Source organism: Collinsella sp. AM12-1 (assembly GCF_003472325.1).
GTDB lineage: Bacteria > Actinomycetota > Coriobacteriia > Coriobacteriales > Coriobacteriaceae > Collinsella.
Genome location: NZ_QRLS01000002.1, coordinates 88,633 through 108,574, shown reverse-complemented (window position 1 = coordinate 108,574; position 19,942 = coordinate 88,633). Strand labels below are relative to the sequence as shown.

Sequence of the window (19,942 nt, the reverse complement as noted above, 5' to 3'; positions counted from 1 at the left end):
TGGTCCCATATAAACAAACCCCGTGGTAAACTTGACCGGACTGTTAATATTCCGAAAGGTACCCGTAATGTCCAAGTACATCTCCGAGCTCATGTCGCCGCAGCTTATGGGCGTCGTCTATGCCTTCGTTGGCTTTATCGTCGCCCTGTATGTGCTGTCGGTCGTCTATGTGTTCATCGACGCTCGCCGCCGCGGCGCCAGCGCCTACGTGGCATGGGGCATCATCGCCCTCATCCCGTTTGTGGGCCTCATTGCCTACCTGGTCCTGCGCCCGCACTCCTACGCGTCCGACCGCGAGGAGCAGGAGCTGGACATGGCGCTGCGCGAGCGCCAGCTTGCCCAGTACGGCACCTGCCCGCAGTGCGGCGCGCCCATCGAGAAGGACTTTGTCGTCTGCCCGGTGTGCGATACCCAGGTTCGCAACGTATGCCCCAGCTGCCATCGCCCGCTCGATGCGCACTGGAAGGTCTGCCCCTACTGCCGAACTCGCATTCAGTAACGCATCCATCGCCGGGCCGGCCGCAAGCCACGGGCACCGCGCGTCCCGCGCAAGCCACACGCGCAACCCGCCCCCACACGATGAAGCATGCGTAGAAAATCGCCCGCCGTGCCATTAAGGTGCGGCGGGCGGTTGTATACCAAGGCAACCTGCCTATAATGATGCAAGTTAAAACGCCGAGCGCATCGCACGCACTTGCATCAGGCATCCGAGAGGAGAAAACATACCCATGAAGGCACTCTACAATGACGGTTCGGTGGCCGAGCTCCCGCAGGACGAGGTCACGCACGTCATCCGCCACTCCGCCGCGCACATCATGGCGCAGGCCATCAAGCGCCTGTACCCCGAGGCCGACTTTGCCTACGGCCCCGCGACCGACAACGGCTTCTACTACGACGTCGACCTGCCCGAGGGCGTCAAGATCAGCGAGGACGACTTCCCCGCGATCGAGGCCGAGATGAAGAAAATCGTCAAGGAGAACCTCAAGTTCTCCGTGTACGAGAAGCCCCGCGCCGAGGCCATCGCCCTTATGGAGGAGCGCGGCGAGAAGTACAAGGTCGAGCACATCGGCGACCTGGACGACGACGCCCGCATCACCTTCTACCAGCAGGGCGACTACATCGACATGTGCGTCGGCCCCCACATCTGCTACACCAAGGCCCTAAAGGCCTTTAAGCTCACCGGCGTCTCGGGCGCCTACTGGAAGGGCGACAAGGACAACAAGATGCTCACCCGCATCAACGGCGTCGCCTTTGCCACCAAGGAAGAGCTCGACGAGCACATGCACATGCTGGAGGAGGCCAAGAAGCGCGACCACCGCAAGATCGGCCGCGAGATGGACCTCTTTATGATGCGCGATGAGGCTCCCGGCTTCCCGTTCTTCCTGCCCAACGGCATGATCCTTAAGAATACGCTGCTGGACTACTGGCGTGAGATTCACCACAAGGCCGGCTACGTGGAGATCTCCACGCCGCTCATCATGAACAAGCAGCTGTGGAAGACCTCGGGCCACTGGGACCACTACAAGGACAATATGTACTCCACCGTCATCGACGACGAAGAGTACTGCATTAAGCCCATGAACTGCCCGGGCGGCGTGCTGGTGTACGCCTCCAAGCCTCACTCCTACCGTGAGCTGCCCATCCGCGCCGGCGAGATTGGCCTGGTGCACCGCCACGAGCTGCGCGGCGCCCTGCACGGCCTGTTCCGCGTGCGCTGCTTTAACCAGGACGATGCCCACCTGTTTGTGCGCCCCGACCAGCTGACCGATGAGATCGTGGGCGTGGTCAACCTCATCGACTCCGTGTACCAGAAGTTTGGCTTTAAGTACCACGTTGAGCTTTCCACCCGCCCCGAGGACTCCATGGGCTCGGACGAGGACTGGGCACGCGCCGAGGAGGGCCTGCGCACCGCTCTGGAGAAGCTGGGCATGGACTACGAGGTCAACGAGGGCGACGGCGCCTTCTACGGCCCCAAGATCGACTTCCACCTGGAGGATTCGCTCGGCCGTACCTGGCAGTGCGGTACCGTCCAGCTCGACTTCCAGATGCCGCTCAACTTTGATCTGGAGTACGTGGACGCCGACGGCACCAAGAAGCGCCCCATCATGCTGCATCGCGTTTGCTTTGGCTCCATCGAGCGCTTCATCGGTATTCTGATCGAGCACTTTGCGGGCAAGTTCCCCACCTGGCTGGCTCCCGTGCAGGTCAAGGCACTTCCGGTTTCCGAGAAGAGCCGCGACTACGCCCACGAGGTGTGCGCCAAGCTGGAGGAGGCCGGCATTCGCGTGGTCTGCGACGACCGCGACGAGAAGATCGGCTACAAGATCCGCGAGGCCCGCAGCATCGACCGCGTGCCCTACATGCTCATCCTGGGCGAGAAGGAGGTCGAGGCCGGCAACATTTCCGTCCGCGATCGCTCCAACGAGACCGTTCAGATGAGCGTTGACGAGTTTGTTGCCAAGGTGACCGAGGAGATCAAGACTCGCGCCTAGCACAAACCATACAAGAATTAACAAAGGCGATCGTCCTCGCGGGCGGTCGCCTTTTTTGTTATCTATAGAAGAAAAGCCGCTGGTTAGGGCGGCTTTTTTTGTTGTGCAAAAAGGTACAGGTTTTTGTATCTTTCGACGTTGCTCATTATACGAGCAAACTGCTCACGTTTTCCCAGATTACACAAATTGCAGCGCGAACGGACACATCTCCATACGCCTCTACAAAAACCTGTACTTTTGCGACTGCGCCTAGCTGCGAGCGAGAAGCCTGTTCTAAACGCCCTTGCATTTGCGTGCATCGCAAATCCAAAAGAGGGGGCGAGAACATGGAACAGACGGCACGGCGCCAAGAGAGGCTGCCGGGCGCATTTAACGGCGCCACCACCAACAGCCAGCACGGCCGCGTCCGCTGGTATCTGGTCCACACCCCCAACGGCAAAGAGCGCGAGACCTGCGAAAAGGTGCGCCGTATTATCCCACACGAGCTGATGCAGAACGCTTTTGTGATGCAAAAGGAGTTCTGGTTTAAGCGGGACGGCGCATGGTCGCTCCAAACCAAACCCATGTACAAGGAATACTTCTTCGTCGCCACGCACGATGCCGCTGCGCTCGATAGGGCTTTGGCCCAGTTGAGTTTTGGCTGCCGCATTGCTGGCAGCAGGGAGCGGGCCTATGCGCCCATGCCGGACGATGCACAGGACTGGTACCGCAGCGTGCTCGACGACGACGACGTGGTGCGCAACAGCGTGGCGCGCATAGAAGACGGTGTGCTGCACATAGAACAGGGGCCCTTGGTGGGGCAAGAGGCCCGTGTGCACAAGATCGACCGTCGTAAACGCTGGTGCTTGGTGGACGTAGGCGAAGGCGATTCCAGCTTTAGGGAAGTGCTTCCGCTCGACGTTCCCATCAAAACGTAAGGGAGACGTTGCACCGGCAAATTACTTGGTTTTTGGATTCATAGATGGGGGGGGGTTCCTGGGGACAGGAACGTGAGTTTTATTGTGGCTGCTAAAGAAGTAACAGAGAATAATGCGCCTGCGGGGGCCGCGCTGATTGCGCAGGCCATGGACCGGCGCGAGGGCGCTGGTCGCTACAAGGCCATGCAGTCCATCATGGACTGGGATCGTTCGCGCCTGGCCTACCGCGCCGTTAAGCGCGCCTTTGACATCGTGTTCAGCGGCTGCGTGCTGGCCGTCATAGCCGTACCCAGCCTTGTGCTCGCCGCGGCCATCCGCCTGGAGAGCGAGGGCAACCCCTTCTACAGCCAGATCCGAGTGGGGCAGACCCGCCCCGACGGCAGCCTGTCCACCTTCCGCATGTGGAAGTTCCGAAGCATGTACAAGGACGCCGACGAGCGCCTCGCCGAGCTCAAGGAACAAAACGAGATCGCCGGCGCCATGTTCAAGATGAGGGAGGATCCCCGCGTCACGAAGATCGGCAAGTTCATACGTAAGCACTCCATCGACGAGTTCTCGCAGTTCCTCAACGTGTTCCTGGGCCAGATGAGCGTGGTGGGCCCGCGCCCGCCGCTGCCGCGCGAGGTTGAGCAGTACACCGAGTACGACCTGCAGCGCCTGGCCGTGAAGCCAGGCATCACCGGCTGGTGGCAGGTGACCGATCGCAATGACACTGATTTTGACGGGATGGTTCGCCGCGACCTTGAGTACATCGCCAAGCGCGGCGTCATTACCGATCTCAAGATCGTTCTTCTCACTGTTGTTGAGGTGTTTACCGGTGGCGGAGCGAGCTAGTCATTCTGCTGCCAATTGAATGTTCGGCTATTTTGAAAGTAGATTGTTTTGTTGAATACGGAAATCTTCGAAAAGTATCAGCGATGGATGGAATGCTGCAATCATTGTGAAGACTTGCAGGGTCTATCCGAAAACGACATTAAGGACTCTTTCTTTCGCGAGTTGTCTTTCGGCACCGGCGGCCTACGCGGCAAGCTCGGACTCGGTCCCAACCGGCTTAATGTCTATACCGTCGGTAAGGCCACGCAAGGTCTTGCCGATTACTTGAATAACTCTTTTGATAGGCCGTCTGTTGCGCTTTGCCGGGATACGCGTCACGGTTCCGAGGAGTTTGTGCGTCGGGTGGCTGAGGTGCTCGCAGGCAACGGCATTAAATCCTATCTGTTTGAGCGCGTCGAGCCCACGCCCGCATTGAGTTTCGCCGTCCGCGAGTTGAATTGCTCGGCCGGCGTCAACATCACCGCTTCGCACAACCCCGCGGCATACAACGGCTATAAGGTCTACGGCGCCGACGGCTGCCAGATTACCGTCGAGGCGGCGGAGGCCATCCAGGCGGCCATCGACCCCGTCGACTGCTTCGATGGCGTAAAAGCGATGGCGTTCGATAGAGCTCTGGATGAGGGGCTGGTGCAGTGGGTTCCCGAGAGAGTTCTTGACCGTTACATAGAGGAGACGCTCGAGGTCTCCACGGGCGAGGACTGCTCGGCGCTCCGCATCGTCTACACCCCGCTCCACGGCGTCGGCCTGGAGTGCGTGTCCCGAGTGCTCGAGGGAATCGGCGTGGCCGATGTTGTGACCGTCGACGAGCAGTGCGTGCACGACGGCGACTTCACGACCTGCTCGTATCCCAACCCCGAGGTGCGCGAGGCGCTGAAACTCGGGCTTGAGTACTGCGACAGGGTGAAGCCCGACCTGCTCCTGGCGACCGACCCGGATACCGACCGCGTCGGCATCGCCGTTCCGCATGCCGGGGAATACAGGCTGCTCACCGGCAACGAGGTGGGCTTGCTCCTGCTCGACTTCCTCGCCTCCAAGGCGGACGGGTCCGATGCGGACATGGGTCGCGAGGTCGCCTGCACCACCATCGTCTCCGCGCCCATGGCAGACGACGTCGCGCGTGCCCGCGGCCTCGAGCTGCGCCGCACGCTCACCGGCTTCAAGTTCATCGGCGAGCAGGTCGGCGTGCTGGAGTCCGAGGGGCGCGAGGACGACTTCCTCATGGGCTTCGAGGAGTCCTACGGTTATCTCGCGGGCACCTCCGTGCGCGATAAGGACGCCGTGGTCGCCTCCATGCTCATCTGCGAGCTCGCTGCCCACTGGAAGAAGAGGGGGATGGACCTCTACGAGGCCATGGAGCGCCTCTATGAGGAATACGGCTACTGGTCGAGCGCTCTGCTCGGTCAGGCATACGAGGGACCCGAGGGCGCGTCCGACATGTCCGCGATGATGTCCGGTCTTCGAGATCACGCTCCGGCGCAGATCGGCGCCACCGCCGTCGCGGAGCGCATCGACTACGCCCAGGGCGCGCCGATGCCCGTCGTCAACCCGTCCGACGAGCCCCAGCGCCTTCCCGAGGCGGACGTCCTCGAGTTCAGGCTCGCCGACGGCTCGCGCGTCCTGTTCCGTCCCAGCGGCACCGAGCCCAAGGCCAAGGCCTACGTGTTCGCGAAGGGCGCCGACCGCTCCGAGTCCGAGGCCAAGCTCGCCGCGCTGGTCGCGGACGCCAAGTCAATCTTGGGAGGAACCCGATAATGATCCACCTCGTCCTGCTCTCCGGCGGCTCGGGCACGCGCCTGTGGCCGCTCTCCAACAGCACCCGCTCCAAGCAGTTCCTCAAGGTTCTGCGCGATGCGGACGGCAACCACGTCTCCATGGTCCAGCGCGTCTTCGGACAGATCGGCGCCGTCGACGCCGACATCGATATAACCATCGCCACCTGCGCGAGCCAGGAGGAGTCCATCCGCCGCCAGGTGGAGGGCGGCTACGCGCTGGTGCTCGAGCCTGAGCGCCGCGACACCGCCCCGGCCATCATGCTCGCGTGTGCGCATCTCGCGCTCGAGCAGGGTGCCGGCGAGGGCGACACCGTCATCGTCATGCCCATCGACAGCTACGCGGACCAGGCGTACTACGACAGCGTCGTCAAGCTCGACGAGGCCGTCCAGTCGGATTTCGCCGAGCTCGTCCTCATGGGCGTGGAGCCCACCTACCCCAGCGGCAAGTACGGCTACATCGTGCCTGCGACGGGTGAGGGCTGGCCCCGCCGAGTCGAGCGCTTCACCGAGAAGCCCGACGAGGGGACCGCACGGGAACTCATCTCCCAAGGGGCCCTCTGGAACTGCGGCGTGTTCGCGTTCAGGCTCGGCTGGCTCACCGGCCTCACCGCCAGGTACCTGTCCTGCGGCATCTTCGATGAGTTCCGCTCCCGCTATGCGGAGCTGCCCAAGAACTCCTTCGACTACGAGGTCGTGGAGAGGGCGTCGTCCATCGGCGCGGTCTCCTACGCGGGCGAGTGGAAGGACCTGGGCACCTGGAACACGCTAACCGACGAGATGGCGGAGTACACCTCCGGCCGCGTCGTGGTCGATTCTAAGACGTGCAAGAACGTTCACGTTATCAATGAGACCGGTTTTCCGATGGTCGTCGCAGGCATCTCCGATTCGGTTGTCGTAGCGACGCCCGACGGCATTCTCGTCTCCGGCAAGGAGGCGTCGGCCAACATCAAGTCTGAGGTCAACGCCGTCGCGGAGAGCCGCCCCATGTACGAGCAGCGCTCCTGGGGCGAGTACCGCGTCATTGACAGCAGTGTCTTCCCCGACGGGGCCAAGGCACTGACCAAGGAGCTGATCATCCGTGAGGGTGGCCAGCTCGACTACCAGCGCCATATGAACCGCGGAGAGGTCTGGACAGTCATCTCCGGCACTGGCGAGGTTGTGTTGGACGGTCTGGTGCAGCAGGTGCGCGCGGGCTCCGTCGTTCAGATTCCCGCGACCACGCCGCATTCTGCGCGGGCACTTTGTGGGGACCTGCATGTAATCGAGGTCCAGCACGGCGAGACGCTTGTTAAAGAGGACATTGAGCGTTTAGGCGCTTTTTGGAATTAGTTCACAGTTGAAAGGGATTTTGAGATGAAGAAGGCACTTATCACTGGCATTACTGGTCAAGATGGCAGCTATCTTGCCGAGTTGCTTTTGGACAAGGGCTATGAGGTGCACGGAATTGTCCGTCGCTCCTCGGTTCACACCACGAACAGGATTGATCATCTGCTATCAGAAGGCTCCATCATCCTTCATGATGGTGACTTAACGGACTCTAGCTCCATTATTCGAATTGTGGGCGAAGTTCGTCCTGACGAGATTTATAACCTCGCCGCCCAGTCCCATGTTGGTGTTTCATTTGACGCGGCCGAGTACACCGGTGACTGCGACGCATTGGGCGTGCTGCGCATCCTTGAAGCTGTCCATATGCTGGGCATGGATCAGTCCTGCAGGATTTACCAAGCTTCGACGAGCGAGCTGTATGGTAAGGTCGAAGAGGTTCCCCAGAACGAGAACACCCCTTTCCATCCGTACAGCCCGTATGCGGTCGCCAAGCAGTACGGCTTTTGGATGATGAAGGAGTACCGCGAGGCCTACGGCATGTTTGCGGTCAACGGAATCCTCTTCAATCACGAGTCCGAGCGCCGTGGCGAGAACTTCGTAACACGCAAAATTACTCTAGCGGCCGCCCGTATCGCCAAGGGACTCCAGGACCATCTTGAGCTCGGCAACCTAGACTCCCTCCGCGATTGGGGATATGCGAAGGACTACGTGGAGTGCATGTGGCTCATCATGCAGCAGGATGAGCCCGATGACTACGTTATTGCCACGGGTGTGCAGCACTCCGTGCGCGAGTTCACGGAGTGGTCCTTTAAGCACGCCGGCATCGACCTCCGCTGGGAGGGCGAGGGCTTGGAGGAGAAGGGCTATGACAAGGCGAGCGGCAAGATGCTCGTCTGTGTCAATCCCGACTTCTATCGCCCGACCGATGTCGTCAACCTGTGGGGCGATCCTATTAAGGCAAAGACGGTCCTGGGTTGGGACCCCCAAAAGACCAGCTGCGAGGAGCTTTGTCGCATCATGGTAGAGCACGATCTTGAGATCGCCGAGCGAGAAGCGAAGCTGGCCTAATGGGGAGGCGCGTTCTCATCTTCGGCGTTAACGGGTTTGTGGGCACTTTTCTTGTTCACGAACTTGTTTCTGCGGGCTATAAGGTCATAGGCTCTGATTTGCATGAAAAATGTATAATTTCGGAAGTTTCTGCATATTATCCCTGTGACCTTTCGGATGCGAGAGGCGTTTTGTCCCTCGTATCCGAGTCTAACGCCGACTACATCGTAAACCTCGCTGCTATAAGTTCTGTGGGGCAGAGCTGGAGAGCCCCTGCGCTTACAATGCGTATAAACGTTGAAGGTGCTCTGAATATCATGGAGGCGGCGCGCGCTCAGGAAACTAGTGTGCGTGTGCTGCTTGTCGGATCATCGGAGGAGTACGCGCCCAAAGACGGACCACTTTGTGAGAGCGATTCTACGATTGCCAATAATCCTTACGGAATATCCAAAGCTACCCAGGAATGTTTTGCTGCACTCTATGCAAAAGAATTTGGTCTCGGGGTTTGTCTCACGCGTTCATTTAACCATACTGGCCCTGGGCAAAACCCGGCGTTTGTTCTCCCAAGCTGGTGTAGACAGGCTGCCGAAATCGAGAAATCAGCTAAACCCGGCAGGGTGACTGTGGGAAATATTAGCGTGGCGCGAGATTTTAGTGATGTCCGTGATGTTGTGCGCGCATATCGTCTGATTATGGAAAGCGGACGTGCTGGTGAGGTATATAACGTCGGAAGTGGGCGTGCGCTACCTCTGTGCGACTTGTTGGAAACCATCAAAAGCTTTTGTCGTCAACCTATTGAGGTTGAAATCGATACCGCTCTTATTCGACCGAATGACACAGCGAGCATTTGCTGTGATTATTCAAAAATCAATGAGGAGTTGGGCTGGAAACCAAAAAGGAAGATCGAGGATACGCTGCGAGAAATGTACGACGGTTTCGTTGTTGCCTAATGAGATTGGAAATAGGAAGATGACAAAAAGGAAAAAAGTCCTTTTCTTTACGGATCGATTTTTTTGGCCTGCCAACGATGGGCATAAGGTTGTTTTGACAAATTATTGTAAGGGGCTCGTTTCAGAGTATGATTGCGATGTCCATGTCCTCTCATTCTTGGAAGCAGGCCAAGACGAGCAGTCGGTTTTGTCGCGCCCCGATTTTATTTCAAGTGTTGCGCTTGCCAATAAACCTGACAAGAAAACGATTGTGAAAAATCTTACAACGGCTCTTGCAAAGGGTGTTTGCGGGGGGCCTATTCAGTGTGCCCTATTCAAGTCCAAAGCAGTAGCTAAACAACTTAGGGACCTTACGGTTAAGCTGAAGCCCTCTCACGTTTTCATTGATTTACCTCGACTTTCTCCATATATTGATGCCATTTCGGACCTACCTTGTAAAAAAGTGCTGTACATGGAGGATTCGTTTTCCGTACGTTACCAACGGCAACTTAATAGTCTGAACACACTTAATAAAACTGGCGGTGTTGCTGGCAAGTACACTGCCAACTTTAAGGGCGGGGTGGCGAAACTTGCGTCTAATTCCACGCTTCAGAAGTTTGTTCTTGGAACTGAATCTGCTCGCATGCGCAGGCTGGAACATGATGCTCCCAAACAATTTGATTACGTTGTTCTCGTCTCTCCAGTTGAGGCGGAGCGACTGACTGCTGAAACAGGTAATAGCAATATCATTGCAGTTCCTTTGGGCGTAGATTGCCCGTTCTACACGTCCGGCCCAGAGCCTTCTCCCCGACCTGGTGTTGTTTCGTTCCTTGGTGATATGCGCGCGGCTGCGAATGCGGATTCCCTTCGTTATATCGCAGATGAGGTGCTTCCGCTTATAGGGCCTGATGTGATGCTTGAGGTTGTCGGAACTGCCAGCGAAGACCTTATTGACGAGTTTAAGAGTAACAATCAGATCAGGTTTTTAGGTAGGGTTGAAGATACTCGTGCTGCCCTTCGATCTACAAGTGTCTTCTTGGCACCCATTGCATACGGAACCGGAATCAAGACAAAGATTCTTGAAGCAATGGCAATTGGCGTGCCCATAGTAACGAACGCTATCGGTAATGAAGGTATTGGCCTTATTGATTGCGTTGATGCTTTTGTTGTCGATGGCGCTACGGGACAAGCCTCTGCGGTACGAAGGCTTCTTGATGATAAGGACCTTGCTATACGTTTGGCCTCATCTGCTCGTCGGAAGGCGATTGAAATATTCGACTGGCAAAAGTCTCTTGAAAACTTCAGCTACTTGGGGTTTGAGAGTTCTGAAGATGCGAAGGGGGATGCAAATGTCGCTTAAGCTATTGATTGATGATGGAATGCAGATTTCCCTTGGGACTGGAATCGGGAAATACAGCCAGTATCTCTATGAGGCGCTTTCGAGGCGTGATGATATCGACGTCGATCTAATTTCGTGGAAGCCGGCGAGTTCCAGTCGTAAGTCAAATAGATTTGACTACCTTAAATACGTTAATTCCGGCGAGTTTTATCAGCTTGCCGGAAAGTATGATGCTGTCTTATTTACAAATTATGCCATACCGTATAGAAGGCTTCCCTGCAAGGTCGTTTGCTGCATTCCAGATATGGTCTCGTTCCTTCATCCCGATACTCTTCCCACGGCGTATCGTTATTACAATCGAGCGATGATACGCAATAGCGTGAAGAAATCCGATCTTGTTCTTACGATTTCCGAATCGGTAAAGAAGGAGATAGCTGATTTCTTTCCGGGCTACTCATCAAAGATTGCCTACACTTGGCTTGGTCTCTATGAAGGCATCCATAAAGATTTTTGTCCTGACCCCTATGAAAATGCAACTCTATCTTTGCTTACACCTCAGAAGTTCTTTCTGTTCGTAAGTACGATTGAAAAGCGGAAGAACGTCGGGCTTGTTCTCGATGCGTTCCTTAAGCTCAAAGAACATGAGCTTGCGAAAGACTACAAAATGGTTTTTGCTGGACGTCTCGGTTACGGCGGTGAAGAATTCATCGCCAAAGCGCGTGAGTCAAAATATGGCAACGATATCCTCTTCACCGGATACGTAAGTGATTCAGATTTGAATAGGCTTTATAACGAAGCTGCGGCTTTTGTTTTCCCGACTGTCTATGAGGGATTTGGATTTGCCCAGATTGAGTGCATGAGTGTTGGGCTTCCTATTATCTTGAGTGATATCCCGATCAATCGCGAGATCTCCAGAGATTATGGGCTGTTCTTTGATTTAAAAGATGAGGATTCGTTAATCGGGCGCATGATCGATGTCGTCAATGGCGACGTTGATCGAAATAAGCTCTCTGAGATTGCAGAAAGATATTTGCCTGACTTTAACTGGGATGCGATTGCCGAACAGTATATGAATCTTATTAACATTGATTCAGTTAGGTAGGTACTTTATGCCTGTTTACTGCGGGGCATTTGCTCTATCTATTTTTTTGTCTATGCTTTTTTGTCGTAATAGAAGATCTAGCAGCAACAATCTTCTTTTATGGCTACCCGTACTCCCTATATTACTTGTATCTGTGTTTCGCTATGGCATTGGTACGGACTACCTCTGGGTCTATGACTATGGTTATCAGTCAGTGCTTCATGGACGCTCATGGAATTATTCTAGATTCGAACCTGGCTATCTTGCAATCAATTTTCTCGTGGGCTTCTTTCACGGAAGCTCTTTCTGGGTTTTTGCAATCATGGCTTTGATTTTTCATTATTTTATGTATAAGTTTATACTTGAATGGACTAATAACGTTGCATTTTCGTTTTTATTGCTTTTTTTAAGTCAGGTATGGCTCTTTTCGTTGAGTGGCATTCGACAAGCAGCTGCTCTTGCGATTGTTGCTTTTGCGATTCGTTTTGCTGCAAGTAGAGAACCAGCACGTTACTTTGTATTAATTTCACTTGCGGCCAGCTTGCACTTCACTGCGCTTGTTTATTTTCCACTATATTTCTTATTTAGAAGAAAGTATTCGCAAGTAACCGTTCTCTTTCTTTCCGTAATTTTATTTGCGCTTGGGTTTGTGGCGCCCTCTTTTCTTAAGACTGTTGCGAACGTATTCGGTCGCGGTGATTATTTCGCTAGCAGTTACTTTAAGAATCGTATTTATTACGTTGAATTTTTTGTTACGCTTCTCGTTGCATCGATAACTCTCTTTCTTCAGTGTAAGAGTCCTGATTTTGATTCAAGATATCGTGTTTTGATAAACGCCGCAATTTTTGCTCTTTTTTCAGCATCTTGTTCAGCTGCAATTCCCAATGCAGAGCGTTTTGATTTGTATTTCACCGTTGCTTATATCGTTTTAATTCCAATCCTGTGTATGTATTGCAAAACACAGTTGCTATCGCTGGGTCTTGCAGTCTTTTTGTCACTTATTCTTGGATCGCGCCTGGTTTATGACACTTATTTTAGCGGTGATAGTAATGGAGTCGCTGAGTATAGGTGTATTTTGATTGAAGATGGTGGTCGTCACTTATGAGGCTTCTTATCGCTAATGAGCTATATGAATGCGGTGGTGCCGAAAATGTCTTTAGGGATGAAGTCCAGCTTTGTTTGAATGCTGGTTTTGATGTAAGAACAATTACATTTGACCCTAATTTCATTAAGTCTGAATTCCCAGATCATCATAACTATCCCATTGACGGGGGGAGCGCTTGGAAACTGCGTATTCGCCTGTTTGGCGACAGCGCGCTTAGGAGTGATCTTCTACAACTCATTGAGGATTTTCAGCCTGAGGTTATCCATGTGCATAACGCGGTTAACAGTATGCTTTCTATTTGCAGTGCTATTAGTGCATATCGTGCTAGGCATCCATCAGTTACTAGCCTGCAGACTTTGCATGACTATGGTGTGGTCTGTCCAAGGTCGTGGTGCATTCACGATGATGGATCAGTATGCTCGGGTTATTGCGCTGAGAATTGTTTCGGCGATAAATGCTGTCTTAACTTTCAAGATAAGCTAAAGCGATTGTTAATGAATAGGATAAACTCTGCTCGACGCCATGCATTCGATAGGCTGGTGTCGCCCAGTGAGTTCTTGGTTAAGACCTGTGCTGCGAACAACATCGCTGCGGACTGCGTTCGCAATCCCTTTAAAGCGCCACAGGTGTCGTGTCTGTCGTTTAGTGAACGCGATGATGTCATTGTTTATGTTGGCGCCGTTGCAGAACGAAAAGGCTGTACGAATCTTATCAAAGCATGGAAATCCTCTGACTTAGCTCGGGCAGGATGGCGCCTTCGGATTATTGGATCTGTTGAGAGGGATTACGAGGAGACATTTACCTCTCTACTGGAGGATGCGAACGGAATCAACGTTCTTGGCAAACTATCTCGCGAGGAAACTTTGGAGGAAATTGTCAAGGCAAAGTATCTTATTGCTCCTTCCCTCTGGATCGAGAACTATCCGACCACTGTTCTTGAGGCTCTTGCCTGCGGTACTGTTTGCTTGGGTTCTAATCGAGGAGGCATACCAGAGCTGATTGGAAAGGACGGGATCTTATTCAACCCCTTGTCCGTGCCAGCCATCACGAAAGTGCTAAACGAGTGTCTCATTATTAATCGGGTGATATGGGAATCCTGGTCCAAGAGCGGAGTTAAGCGCGTCAGACGAGAAAACGATCCTCAGGTTTACCTGGGCTCTTTATTTGGGACTGAATTCAAAGATGGAGAATAATGGTTAACGAGCATCGAAAAACCTTCTTGAAAAATTCCGCAGCGCAATATGCCTTGCAACTTGCAAAGTACATCCTTCCTTTTGTAACTTTGCCCTATTTGACCAGAGTTCTCGGTGTTGAGGGATATGCTGTACGTGCCTATGTTTTGGCTGTGATGTCTTTTGCCCAGTTGCTTCTTGAGTTTGGCTTTAACCTTCATGGCGCTAAACTTGTTGCCGGATTTAAAGATGATGTGGAACGCGTTGAAAAGACAATTGGTAGCATTCTGGCTTCAAAGCTAGTGCTTCAGATCATCGGTTTCCCAATCATCTTCGGTATGTGTGTCGCAATTCCACTTATGGGCGAAAACATTCCGTTTACTTTTCTGTGCTATCTGAGCATCTGTTTTTCTGTTCTCATGCCGGATTTTATTTTTATGGCATATGAAAAACTTGGTATTTTGACTTCACGCTATGTCATTTCAAAGCTTCTTGCGACTGTACTCACGTTTGCTCTCGTTAAGGGCCCAAATGACCTTTGGCTTGTCGGTTTGCTTGATGTCATTTCCGCATTTGTTGCGCTTGTCCTATCTTTTGCCTCACTTTCACGAGATTTCGGACTGGTCATCGGAATGCCAAGCCTGCAGTCTATTTGGGCTTCCATTAAAGGATCTGCTCTTTATTTCTTGTCAAATGTTTCAGGGACCATTATGTCTTCTGCGACGACAATCGCTGTGGGGCTTTGGATTTCCGATTCTGCGGTAGTTTCTTATTGGAGCCTTGGTATGACTGTTGCAAATGCCGTAAACGCGCTCTATACGCCTCTGACCAACGCTCTTTACCCACATATGATTAATGAATATGACCAAAAGCTCGCGAGAAGGATGTTGATGCTGGCGACCCCAGTCGCACTGCTTATCGCTGCAGTGGTCTTCTTCCTTTCTGACCAGATCATGCTTCTTCTGGGAGGCATTGATTATGTGGCGGGTTCATACGTTATTGCTTGTCTTGCCCCTCTATTCTTCTTTGGTTTTCCTGTCATTCTTCTTGGTTGGCCTCTGCTTGGTGCAGCAGGCTATGTTGAAGAGATGACTCGAACTTCATTGACTGCAACCGTATTGCTTCTTCTTGGCCTCGGGGCTCTTTATATAATTGGAGCCTTCGGCATTGTCGCGGTTGCAACGCTTCGTTGTTTCTGTGAGTTTGTTTTACTTGCATTTAGGGCCATTTATGTCTGTAAATACAATCTGCTTGGAAGCGATCCCATTAAAAGGGGGTCTAAATGAATATATTAATTAGACTTAGAAATCTAAAGAATTCACTCCAGACAAAGATTCGAATTGCTATTTGGAGTCTTGAGTATCCTGGGCGAGTTGAGTTCGGGGACTGTGTTTCCTCACGTGACGTTATGAGGCTGAGGCTGGGCCCCGAAGGTTCGTTGGTTGTTGGTGACGGCACCTTTTTTAATAACGGTTGTTCTCTCAACTGTATGAAAAGGATAGAGATTGGCAGAAACTGTTTATTTGGCGAAAACGTGACTGTCTACGATCATAATCACCGTTTTTCTGGTTTTTCTCGGCTGGCAGAACAGGGATACAAAAGTGCTTCTATCAAAATTGGGGATAACTGCTGGCTGGGCACCAACGTTGTTGTGCTCAAGGGAGTGACGATTGGAGATGGCTGCGTTGTGGGGGCAAATGTTGTCGTTGCAAGAGATATTCCCCCTGACAGTATCGTGACGCAGAGTCGTGACCTGAACATCGCTCCGATAATCCGTACAAATTGAAGGGACGCGTATTGTGCCTAAAATTGATGTTATTACATTACATGCTGTAAAAAACTACGGTTCAGTACTTCAGACATTTGCTACTCAGGAAAAGCTGAGGCAGCTTGGGTGTGAGGTCGAAGTCATCGATTATTGGCGAGCCGACAATCTTGATGAGAATCTATTGTCGCTACATGCTAACAATCATTCTTTCCCACTAAATATTATTGCGCGACCCATACTGTATCCGACGGTCAAAAGATGGGAAACAGTGTTCAACGGCTTTCTTGACCGTCGTATCAGTCTGACACACAAGAGATATCTTTCTAATGATGAGCTGCTTGAGGATCTTCCTGTTGCGGATGCTTATTGCACCGGTAGCGATCAAACTTGGAATTCTACGCTCAATGGGGGTATTCTGCCAGCCTACTATCTCGACTTCGTTCCGAACGATAAGCCTAAGTTTTCTTATGCGGCAAGCATCGGGAATACGAGCGTTGATGATAGTGAAGCGAGTTATTTAGCTGACAAGCTCAGTCGCTATGACATGATTTCTGTTCGCGAGCAGAGCGCCGTTGACTTGCTCGCGAGCCTTGGGATTAAAGCGCAGCGCGTTCTCGATCCAACACTTGCAATGGGGAAAGAATTCTGGTCCGATTTCGCCGATGAAAAACTTGTCGGTGAAGAAGGCTACGTACTTCTTTATCGCTTGCATCCTGACCGTGTGATCGACGGCTTTGCTTCTGAATTTGCGAGGAGCCGTGGACTTAAGTTGAGGCGCGTTTGCCTTCGCTATGATCAGGTACGCGAGGGCGGTTCCCCTGTTTTTATTCCAGAAGTCGAGGAGCTTGTCGGTCTTATTAAGGGTGCCAGCATGGTCATTACTGACTCTTTTCATGTGACTGCATTCTCTACGATGTTGGAACGTAACTTTGCGGTTTATTGCAGAGGCAATTTTAATACTCGAATTGACAATCTTTTGGGTATATGCGGCCTTCGAGATAGGTGGCTTTCTGTGGAATCGAGAGACCGTCTGCTTTTAGAAGACGTTGTTTATGATGGCGTAGCGGAAAAGCTGGCTGCCGCGAGATGTGATACTGACAAGTTTCTTAAGAAGGCCGTTTCATTGACGGGGGTTGGTGGCCGATGAATACCCGTTCCGAATCCTCCTCGTTCGCTTCATTGCTTAATGCGCCATTACGAGTTATCGCGCTTCGTAATACTGATGACGCGAGTATTGCCTCTTCCGCCTCTGGCGGCGCTTTTGTCGTTCTTGCGCATGCAATGCTCAACAGGGGGGGAGTTGTGTTTGGTGCGGCTCTTCTTAAATCTGGTAGGGTTGAGCACGTCTGTGCAAAGAACGTTTCAGAATTGCGCGCTTTGCAAGGTTCGAAATACGTTCGCAGCGATGTAGCGGATACCTATGGAGAATGCTATGACTACCTGAGCAGAGGCGTGGATGTCCTGTATTCCGGCACGCCCTGTCAGATTGCGGCGCTGAGGTCCTATTTGAAAAAAAGAAATGTAACCAATCTGCCGGGCTCCCTTGTCTGTGTCGACTTGATTTGTCACGGCACCCCTGGACAAGAGATTTTCAAAGCGTACATCAGCTGGCTTTCAGCAATTGAGCGGACGGATGACGGCATCCACGGCTATGAGTTTAGAAATAAGCTAATGGGATGGGGGCTCTACTACTACTACTACTACTACTACCGATCTGGTAAACGGTATGAGAAGCTTGGGCAGGCAAGCGATGACCCCTACTACTCTGCGTTTGCAAAGGGCATTATATATCGTAAATGTTGCTATAGTTGCCCCTTTGCTCGAATAGAGCGTGCCGGAGACTTTACAGTCGGTGACTTTTGGGGAATTGAGGATTGCCATCCGGATTTCTACGATGAGCGCGGAGTCTCAGCAGTGCTTATTAATTCGATAGAGGCGAATGAGTTTTTCAATGATTATTGCATTGATAAATGTGAATGGATTGATTCAACTGTTGAGAATGTGATTGCGCGGAATGGCAATCTGGCTGGACCGACCAAGCGATCTGAAGAGCAAGAACAACTTGCCAAAGAAGTAGAGAAAGCAGTTGCCGAAGGAGATTACGATAAGGCATTTGGGGTGCTTCTTAAGCCGCGGTTGAGTGTTACGGCGAGGATTCGTCGTCTTCTTCCGTGGAAGGCTGTACGCTTTCTATACACGCTAAGGCGATAATATGTATACGGTCACTTTGGGATGGCTGGATATCCTGTGAGTATTTCTTCGTTTGCGCGCTGCTGAATAGCACGAAACGATACCGTTAATTTGACGCTTAGGCACTGAGACCGCCATGGACTCGGTGCCTTTTGCTGATGGCAGGATTGTGGTGTTGCCGTATGATTGCCTCGTCCGTATCGACCTTGCCTGCAATCCCGTCTATGGCCGAATCCGTTTAATCTTCGCCACCAAGCCTCGGGTACTAGTCCTTTATGGTGTGCGCGTTGAAGACGGTCTAGGCTGTGTCGTGTCTGCGCCCATTGTCTCAGCTGGCTTCGGCCTGAACATTGTGTCTGGCCTTCCTATCAACTAACTATCTGTCTCTGTGGCCTCCTATGCGGTTGTTAGTGACTTCAGCACAAGGCTGTCCTTCACCTCCGTGAAATCGCAGCAGTACGATGCGTGACGATGATGACGGTACGGCCGAGATTTCGCATGCGATCCAGCATTTCTCGCTCGGTCTTGGGGTCGAGGGCCGCTGTACATTTATCGAGCAGAAGCACGGGGGAGCCGGAGTAGACCGCACGCGCAACGGTAAGGCGTTGCTCCAGGTCTCCGTACCAGTTGTCGCTGGTGTCGTCCCAGGTTAGGTCCATCTGGCACCATTTGCCGTCGATCTTTACGGCGTTCCAGGTGTGGCCGTTGCCGGTGATGCGGCCGTTGGCGATGCCCGCGGCGTCAAGGAGCTTGGAGTAGATGCGCTGGTAGCTCTCGCAGGTGCCCTGGTGGCGCGTGAGGCCGCTTTCGGCCGAGCACCAGTTGAGGCTGTGGTCGTACTCCAGCTGGTCGAGCGTCCAGTCGTGGAACCACAGCGCCATGTTGTATTCCGAGCCGTTTGTTTGTTGCCTGCACAGGTCCACGGCGTCGTTGACGATCTGCGTGACGCTCGGGCGGGCGGCGTCGTTTACGGTCACCTCCGCCGTGGTGCGCAGGTAGTAGATCCCCTTGTCGTTTTGGGGGTCGTTTCTGTCGTTGTCCATAAAGTAGAAGTAGATGCGGTACGTGCCCGACGCCGTGAAGTCAAAGGTAAAGTCGTGGCCCGCGGTGCCCAGGCTGTAGTAGCTGGCCCATGCCGGGCGCGACGGGTCGCAGACGCTTTCCTGGCTGCCGCCGTCCCAATAGGTGGGCACGTCCATGCGCGCCTTGGCCTGGGACGAGCCGTTGGCCTGGGTTACGTGGAAGGTCGTCGCGGTGCCCGCGGGGGCGTCGTTCCAGGAGACGGTGAAGGTGACGCCGTTTTGGGTTGCGGTGGCGGAGTGGGCGTAGCCGGCTTGTGACGTGGTGGAGATTGCCTCGGGCGTGCCGTTGGTTTGGGCACGAAGGGATGGGGCGGGGGTGCCGGTTGCGGCGGCGGTGCCGGTTGCGGCGGCGGTGCCGTCGGCGCTTTCCGTGTTGACGGCGCTGGTGCCGGTGGATGTTGCGGTGCTGTCCTCTGCGGTATCTGCTGTCGTATTTGTGTTGGTGCCGTCTTCGGCCTTGCCTGTGTCGCTGCTCGTGGCGTCGGCTTGCGCTTGCTGCTCGGCGGCTGCCTGAGGCTGGATGGCTTCCGCGACGGCTGCCATGGGCATCGTCGAGCTGACCATGGACGTGCACGCGATCGCGCAGAGCAGGTAGTAAATAGGTCGTTTCATAGCGGAGCCTCTCGGTGAGCAGCCAATAGGGTCCGAAGGCAGCTCCAGGCCAGCACTCCGCACATATTTTGTTGGGTTTATTTTACGGGAACCCCAGTCAACATCAGCGAACTTTCTGGGGAATGTTGGGGGAGGGGGAGCCTTAGGAGACGGCTTGGTGCATGCAAACAACCTTCTTAGGACTACGCTTTTGATTTACAAGCCTCTCGAAGTGGCTGTGCCTCAAGTTCAGTACAACACGAGGCGTGCTAGATTGTTGGAAGCCATAAAACCATA

General features: G+C 53.4%; 17 protein-coding genes. 16 read left to right on the top strand and 1 reads right to left on the bottom strand.

Features of this window, described 5'->3' with window-relative positions:
* Positions 1-67 precede the first annotated feature (67 nt).
* The 16 genes from DW136_RS01905 (at position 68) to DW136_RS01830 (ending at position 17,993) form a co-directional block, all read left to right on the top strand.
* Positions 68-499: a zinc ribbon domain-containing protein gene (locus tag DW136_RS01905; protein WP_118288965.1), complete on the top strand. Its 432-nt coding sequence runs from the start codon at positions 68-70 to the stop codon at positions 497-499.
* 229 nt (positions 500-728) lie between these two features.
* Positions 729-2,492, top strand: coding sequence for a threonine--tRNA ligase (gene thrS / locus DW136_RS01900; protein WP_055251577.1), 1,764 nt, complete (start codon positions 729-731; stop codon positions 2,490-2,492).
* A 326-nt stretch (positions 2,493-2,818) separates the two neighbouring features.
* Positions 2,819-3,409 (top strand): hypothetical protein, encoded by a 591-nt coding sequence (locus DW136_RS01895; RefSeq protein ID WP_118288964.1) that lies wholly within the window; start codon positions 2,819-2,821, stop codon positions 3,407-3,409.
* Between the two features lie 72 nt (positions 3,410-3,481).
* Positions 3,482-4,243: a sugar transferase gene (locus DW136_RS01890; RefSeq protein ID WP_233546513.1), complete on the top strand. Its 762-nt coding sequence runs from the start codon at positions 3,482-3,484 to the stop codon at positions 4,241-4,243.
* An 87-nt stretch (positions 4,244-4,330) separates the two neighbouring features.
* Positions 4,331-5,995, top strand: a complete 1,665-nt coding sequence (locus tag DW136_RS01885) for a phospho-sugar mutase (RefSeq protein WP_117655083.1) — start codon at positions 4,331-4,333, stop codon at positions 5,993-5,995.
* Positions 5,995-7,344, top strand: a complete 1,350-nt coding sequence (locus tag DW136_RS01880; protein WP_117655082.1) for a sugar phosphate nucleotidyltransferase — start codon at positions 5,995-5,997, stop codon at positions 7,342-7,344. Before DW136_RS01885 ends, DW136_RS01880 begins: the two co-directional genes overlap by 1 nt.
* A 24-nt stretch (positions 7,345-7,368) precedes the next feature.
* Positions 7,369-8,409, top strand: a complete 1,041-nt coding sequence (gene gmd / locus DW136_RS01875; protein ID WP_117655081.1) for a GDP-mannose 4,6-dehydratase — start codon at positions 7,369-7,371, stop codon at positions 8,407-8,409.
* On the top strand, positions 8,409-9,338 hold the full coding sequence (locus DW136_RS01870) for a GDP-mannose 4,6-dehydratase (protein ID WP_117655080.1): 930 nt from the start codon (positions 8,409-8,411) through the stop codon (positions 9,336-9,338). Before gmd ends, DW136_RS01870 begins: the two co-directional genes overlap by 1 nt.
* Before the next feature lie 19 nt (positions 9,339-9,357).
* Positions 9,358-10,677: a glycosyltransferase family 4 protein gene (locus DW136_RS01865; protein WP_158571418.1), complete on the top strand. Its 1,320-nt coding sequence runs from the start codon at positions 9,358-9,360 to the stop codon at positions 10,675-10,677.
* A complete protein-coding gene (locus tag DW136_RS01860) occupies positions 10,667-11,758 on the top strand; it encodes a glycosyltransferase family 1 protein (protein WP_158551524.1) in 1,092 nt (363 codons plus the stop codon). The genes DW136_RS01865 and DW136_RS01860 overlap by 11 nt, the downstream gene beginning before the upstream one ends.
* Before the next feature lie 7 nt (positions 11,759-11,765).
* A complete protein-coding gene (locus DW136_RS01855; protein WP_118288961.1) occupies positions 11,766-12,842 on the top strand; it encodes an EpsG family protein in 1,077 nt (358 codons plus the stop codon).
* Entirely contained in the window at positions 12,839-14,035 is a 1,197-nt protein-coding gene (locus tag DW136_RS01850; protein WP_118288960.1) for a glycosyltransferase, read from the top strand. The genes DW136_RS01855 and DW136_RS01850 overlap by 4 nt, the downstream gene beginning before the upstream one ends.
* Positions 14,035-15,300: an oligosaccharide flippase family protein gene (locus DW136_RS01845; RefSeq protein ID WP_118288959.1), complete on the top strand. Its 1,266-nt coding sequence runs from the start codon at positions 14,035-14,037 to the stop codon at positions 15,298-15,300. Before DW136_RS01850 ends, DW136_RS01845 begins: the two co-directional genes overlap by 1 nt.
* Positions 15,297-15,800 carry an acyltransferase gene (locus DW136_RS01840; RefSeq protein WP_117655074.1) on the top strand — a complete coding sequence of 168 codons (504 nt, stop codon included), beginning with the start codon at positions 15,297-15,299 and terminating at the stop codon, positions 15,798-15,800. The genes DW136_RS01845 and DW136_RS01840 overlap by 4 nt, the downstream gene beginning before the upstream one ends.
* A gap of 13 nt (positions 15,801-15,813) precedes the next feature.
* Positions 15,814-16,929, top strand: a complete 1,116-nt coding sequence (locus DW136_RS01835) for a polysaccharide pyruvyl transferase family protein (RefSeq protein WP_158551520.1) — start codon at positions 15,814-15,816, stop codon at positions 16,927-16,929.
* Entirely contained in the window at positions 16,926-17,993 is a 1,068-nt protein-coding gene (locus DW136_RS01830) for a Coenzyme F420 hydrogenase/dehydrogenase, beta subunit C-terminal domain (protein WP_118288958.1), read from the top strand. Before DW136_RS01835 ends, DW136_RS01830 begins: the two co-directional genes overlap by 4 nt.
* A gap of 413 nt (positions 17,994-18,406) precedes the next feature.
* On the opposite strand, the gene DW136_RS01825 is transcribed toward DW136_RS01830, so the two are convergent.
* A complete protein-coding gene (locus DW136_RS01825) occupies positions 18,407-19,666 on the bottom strand; it encodes a hypothetical protein (RefSeq protein WP_118288957.1) in 1,260 nt (419 codons plus the stop codon).
* Positions 19,667-19,942: the final 276 nt, after the last annotated feature.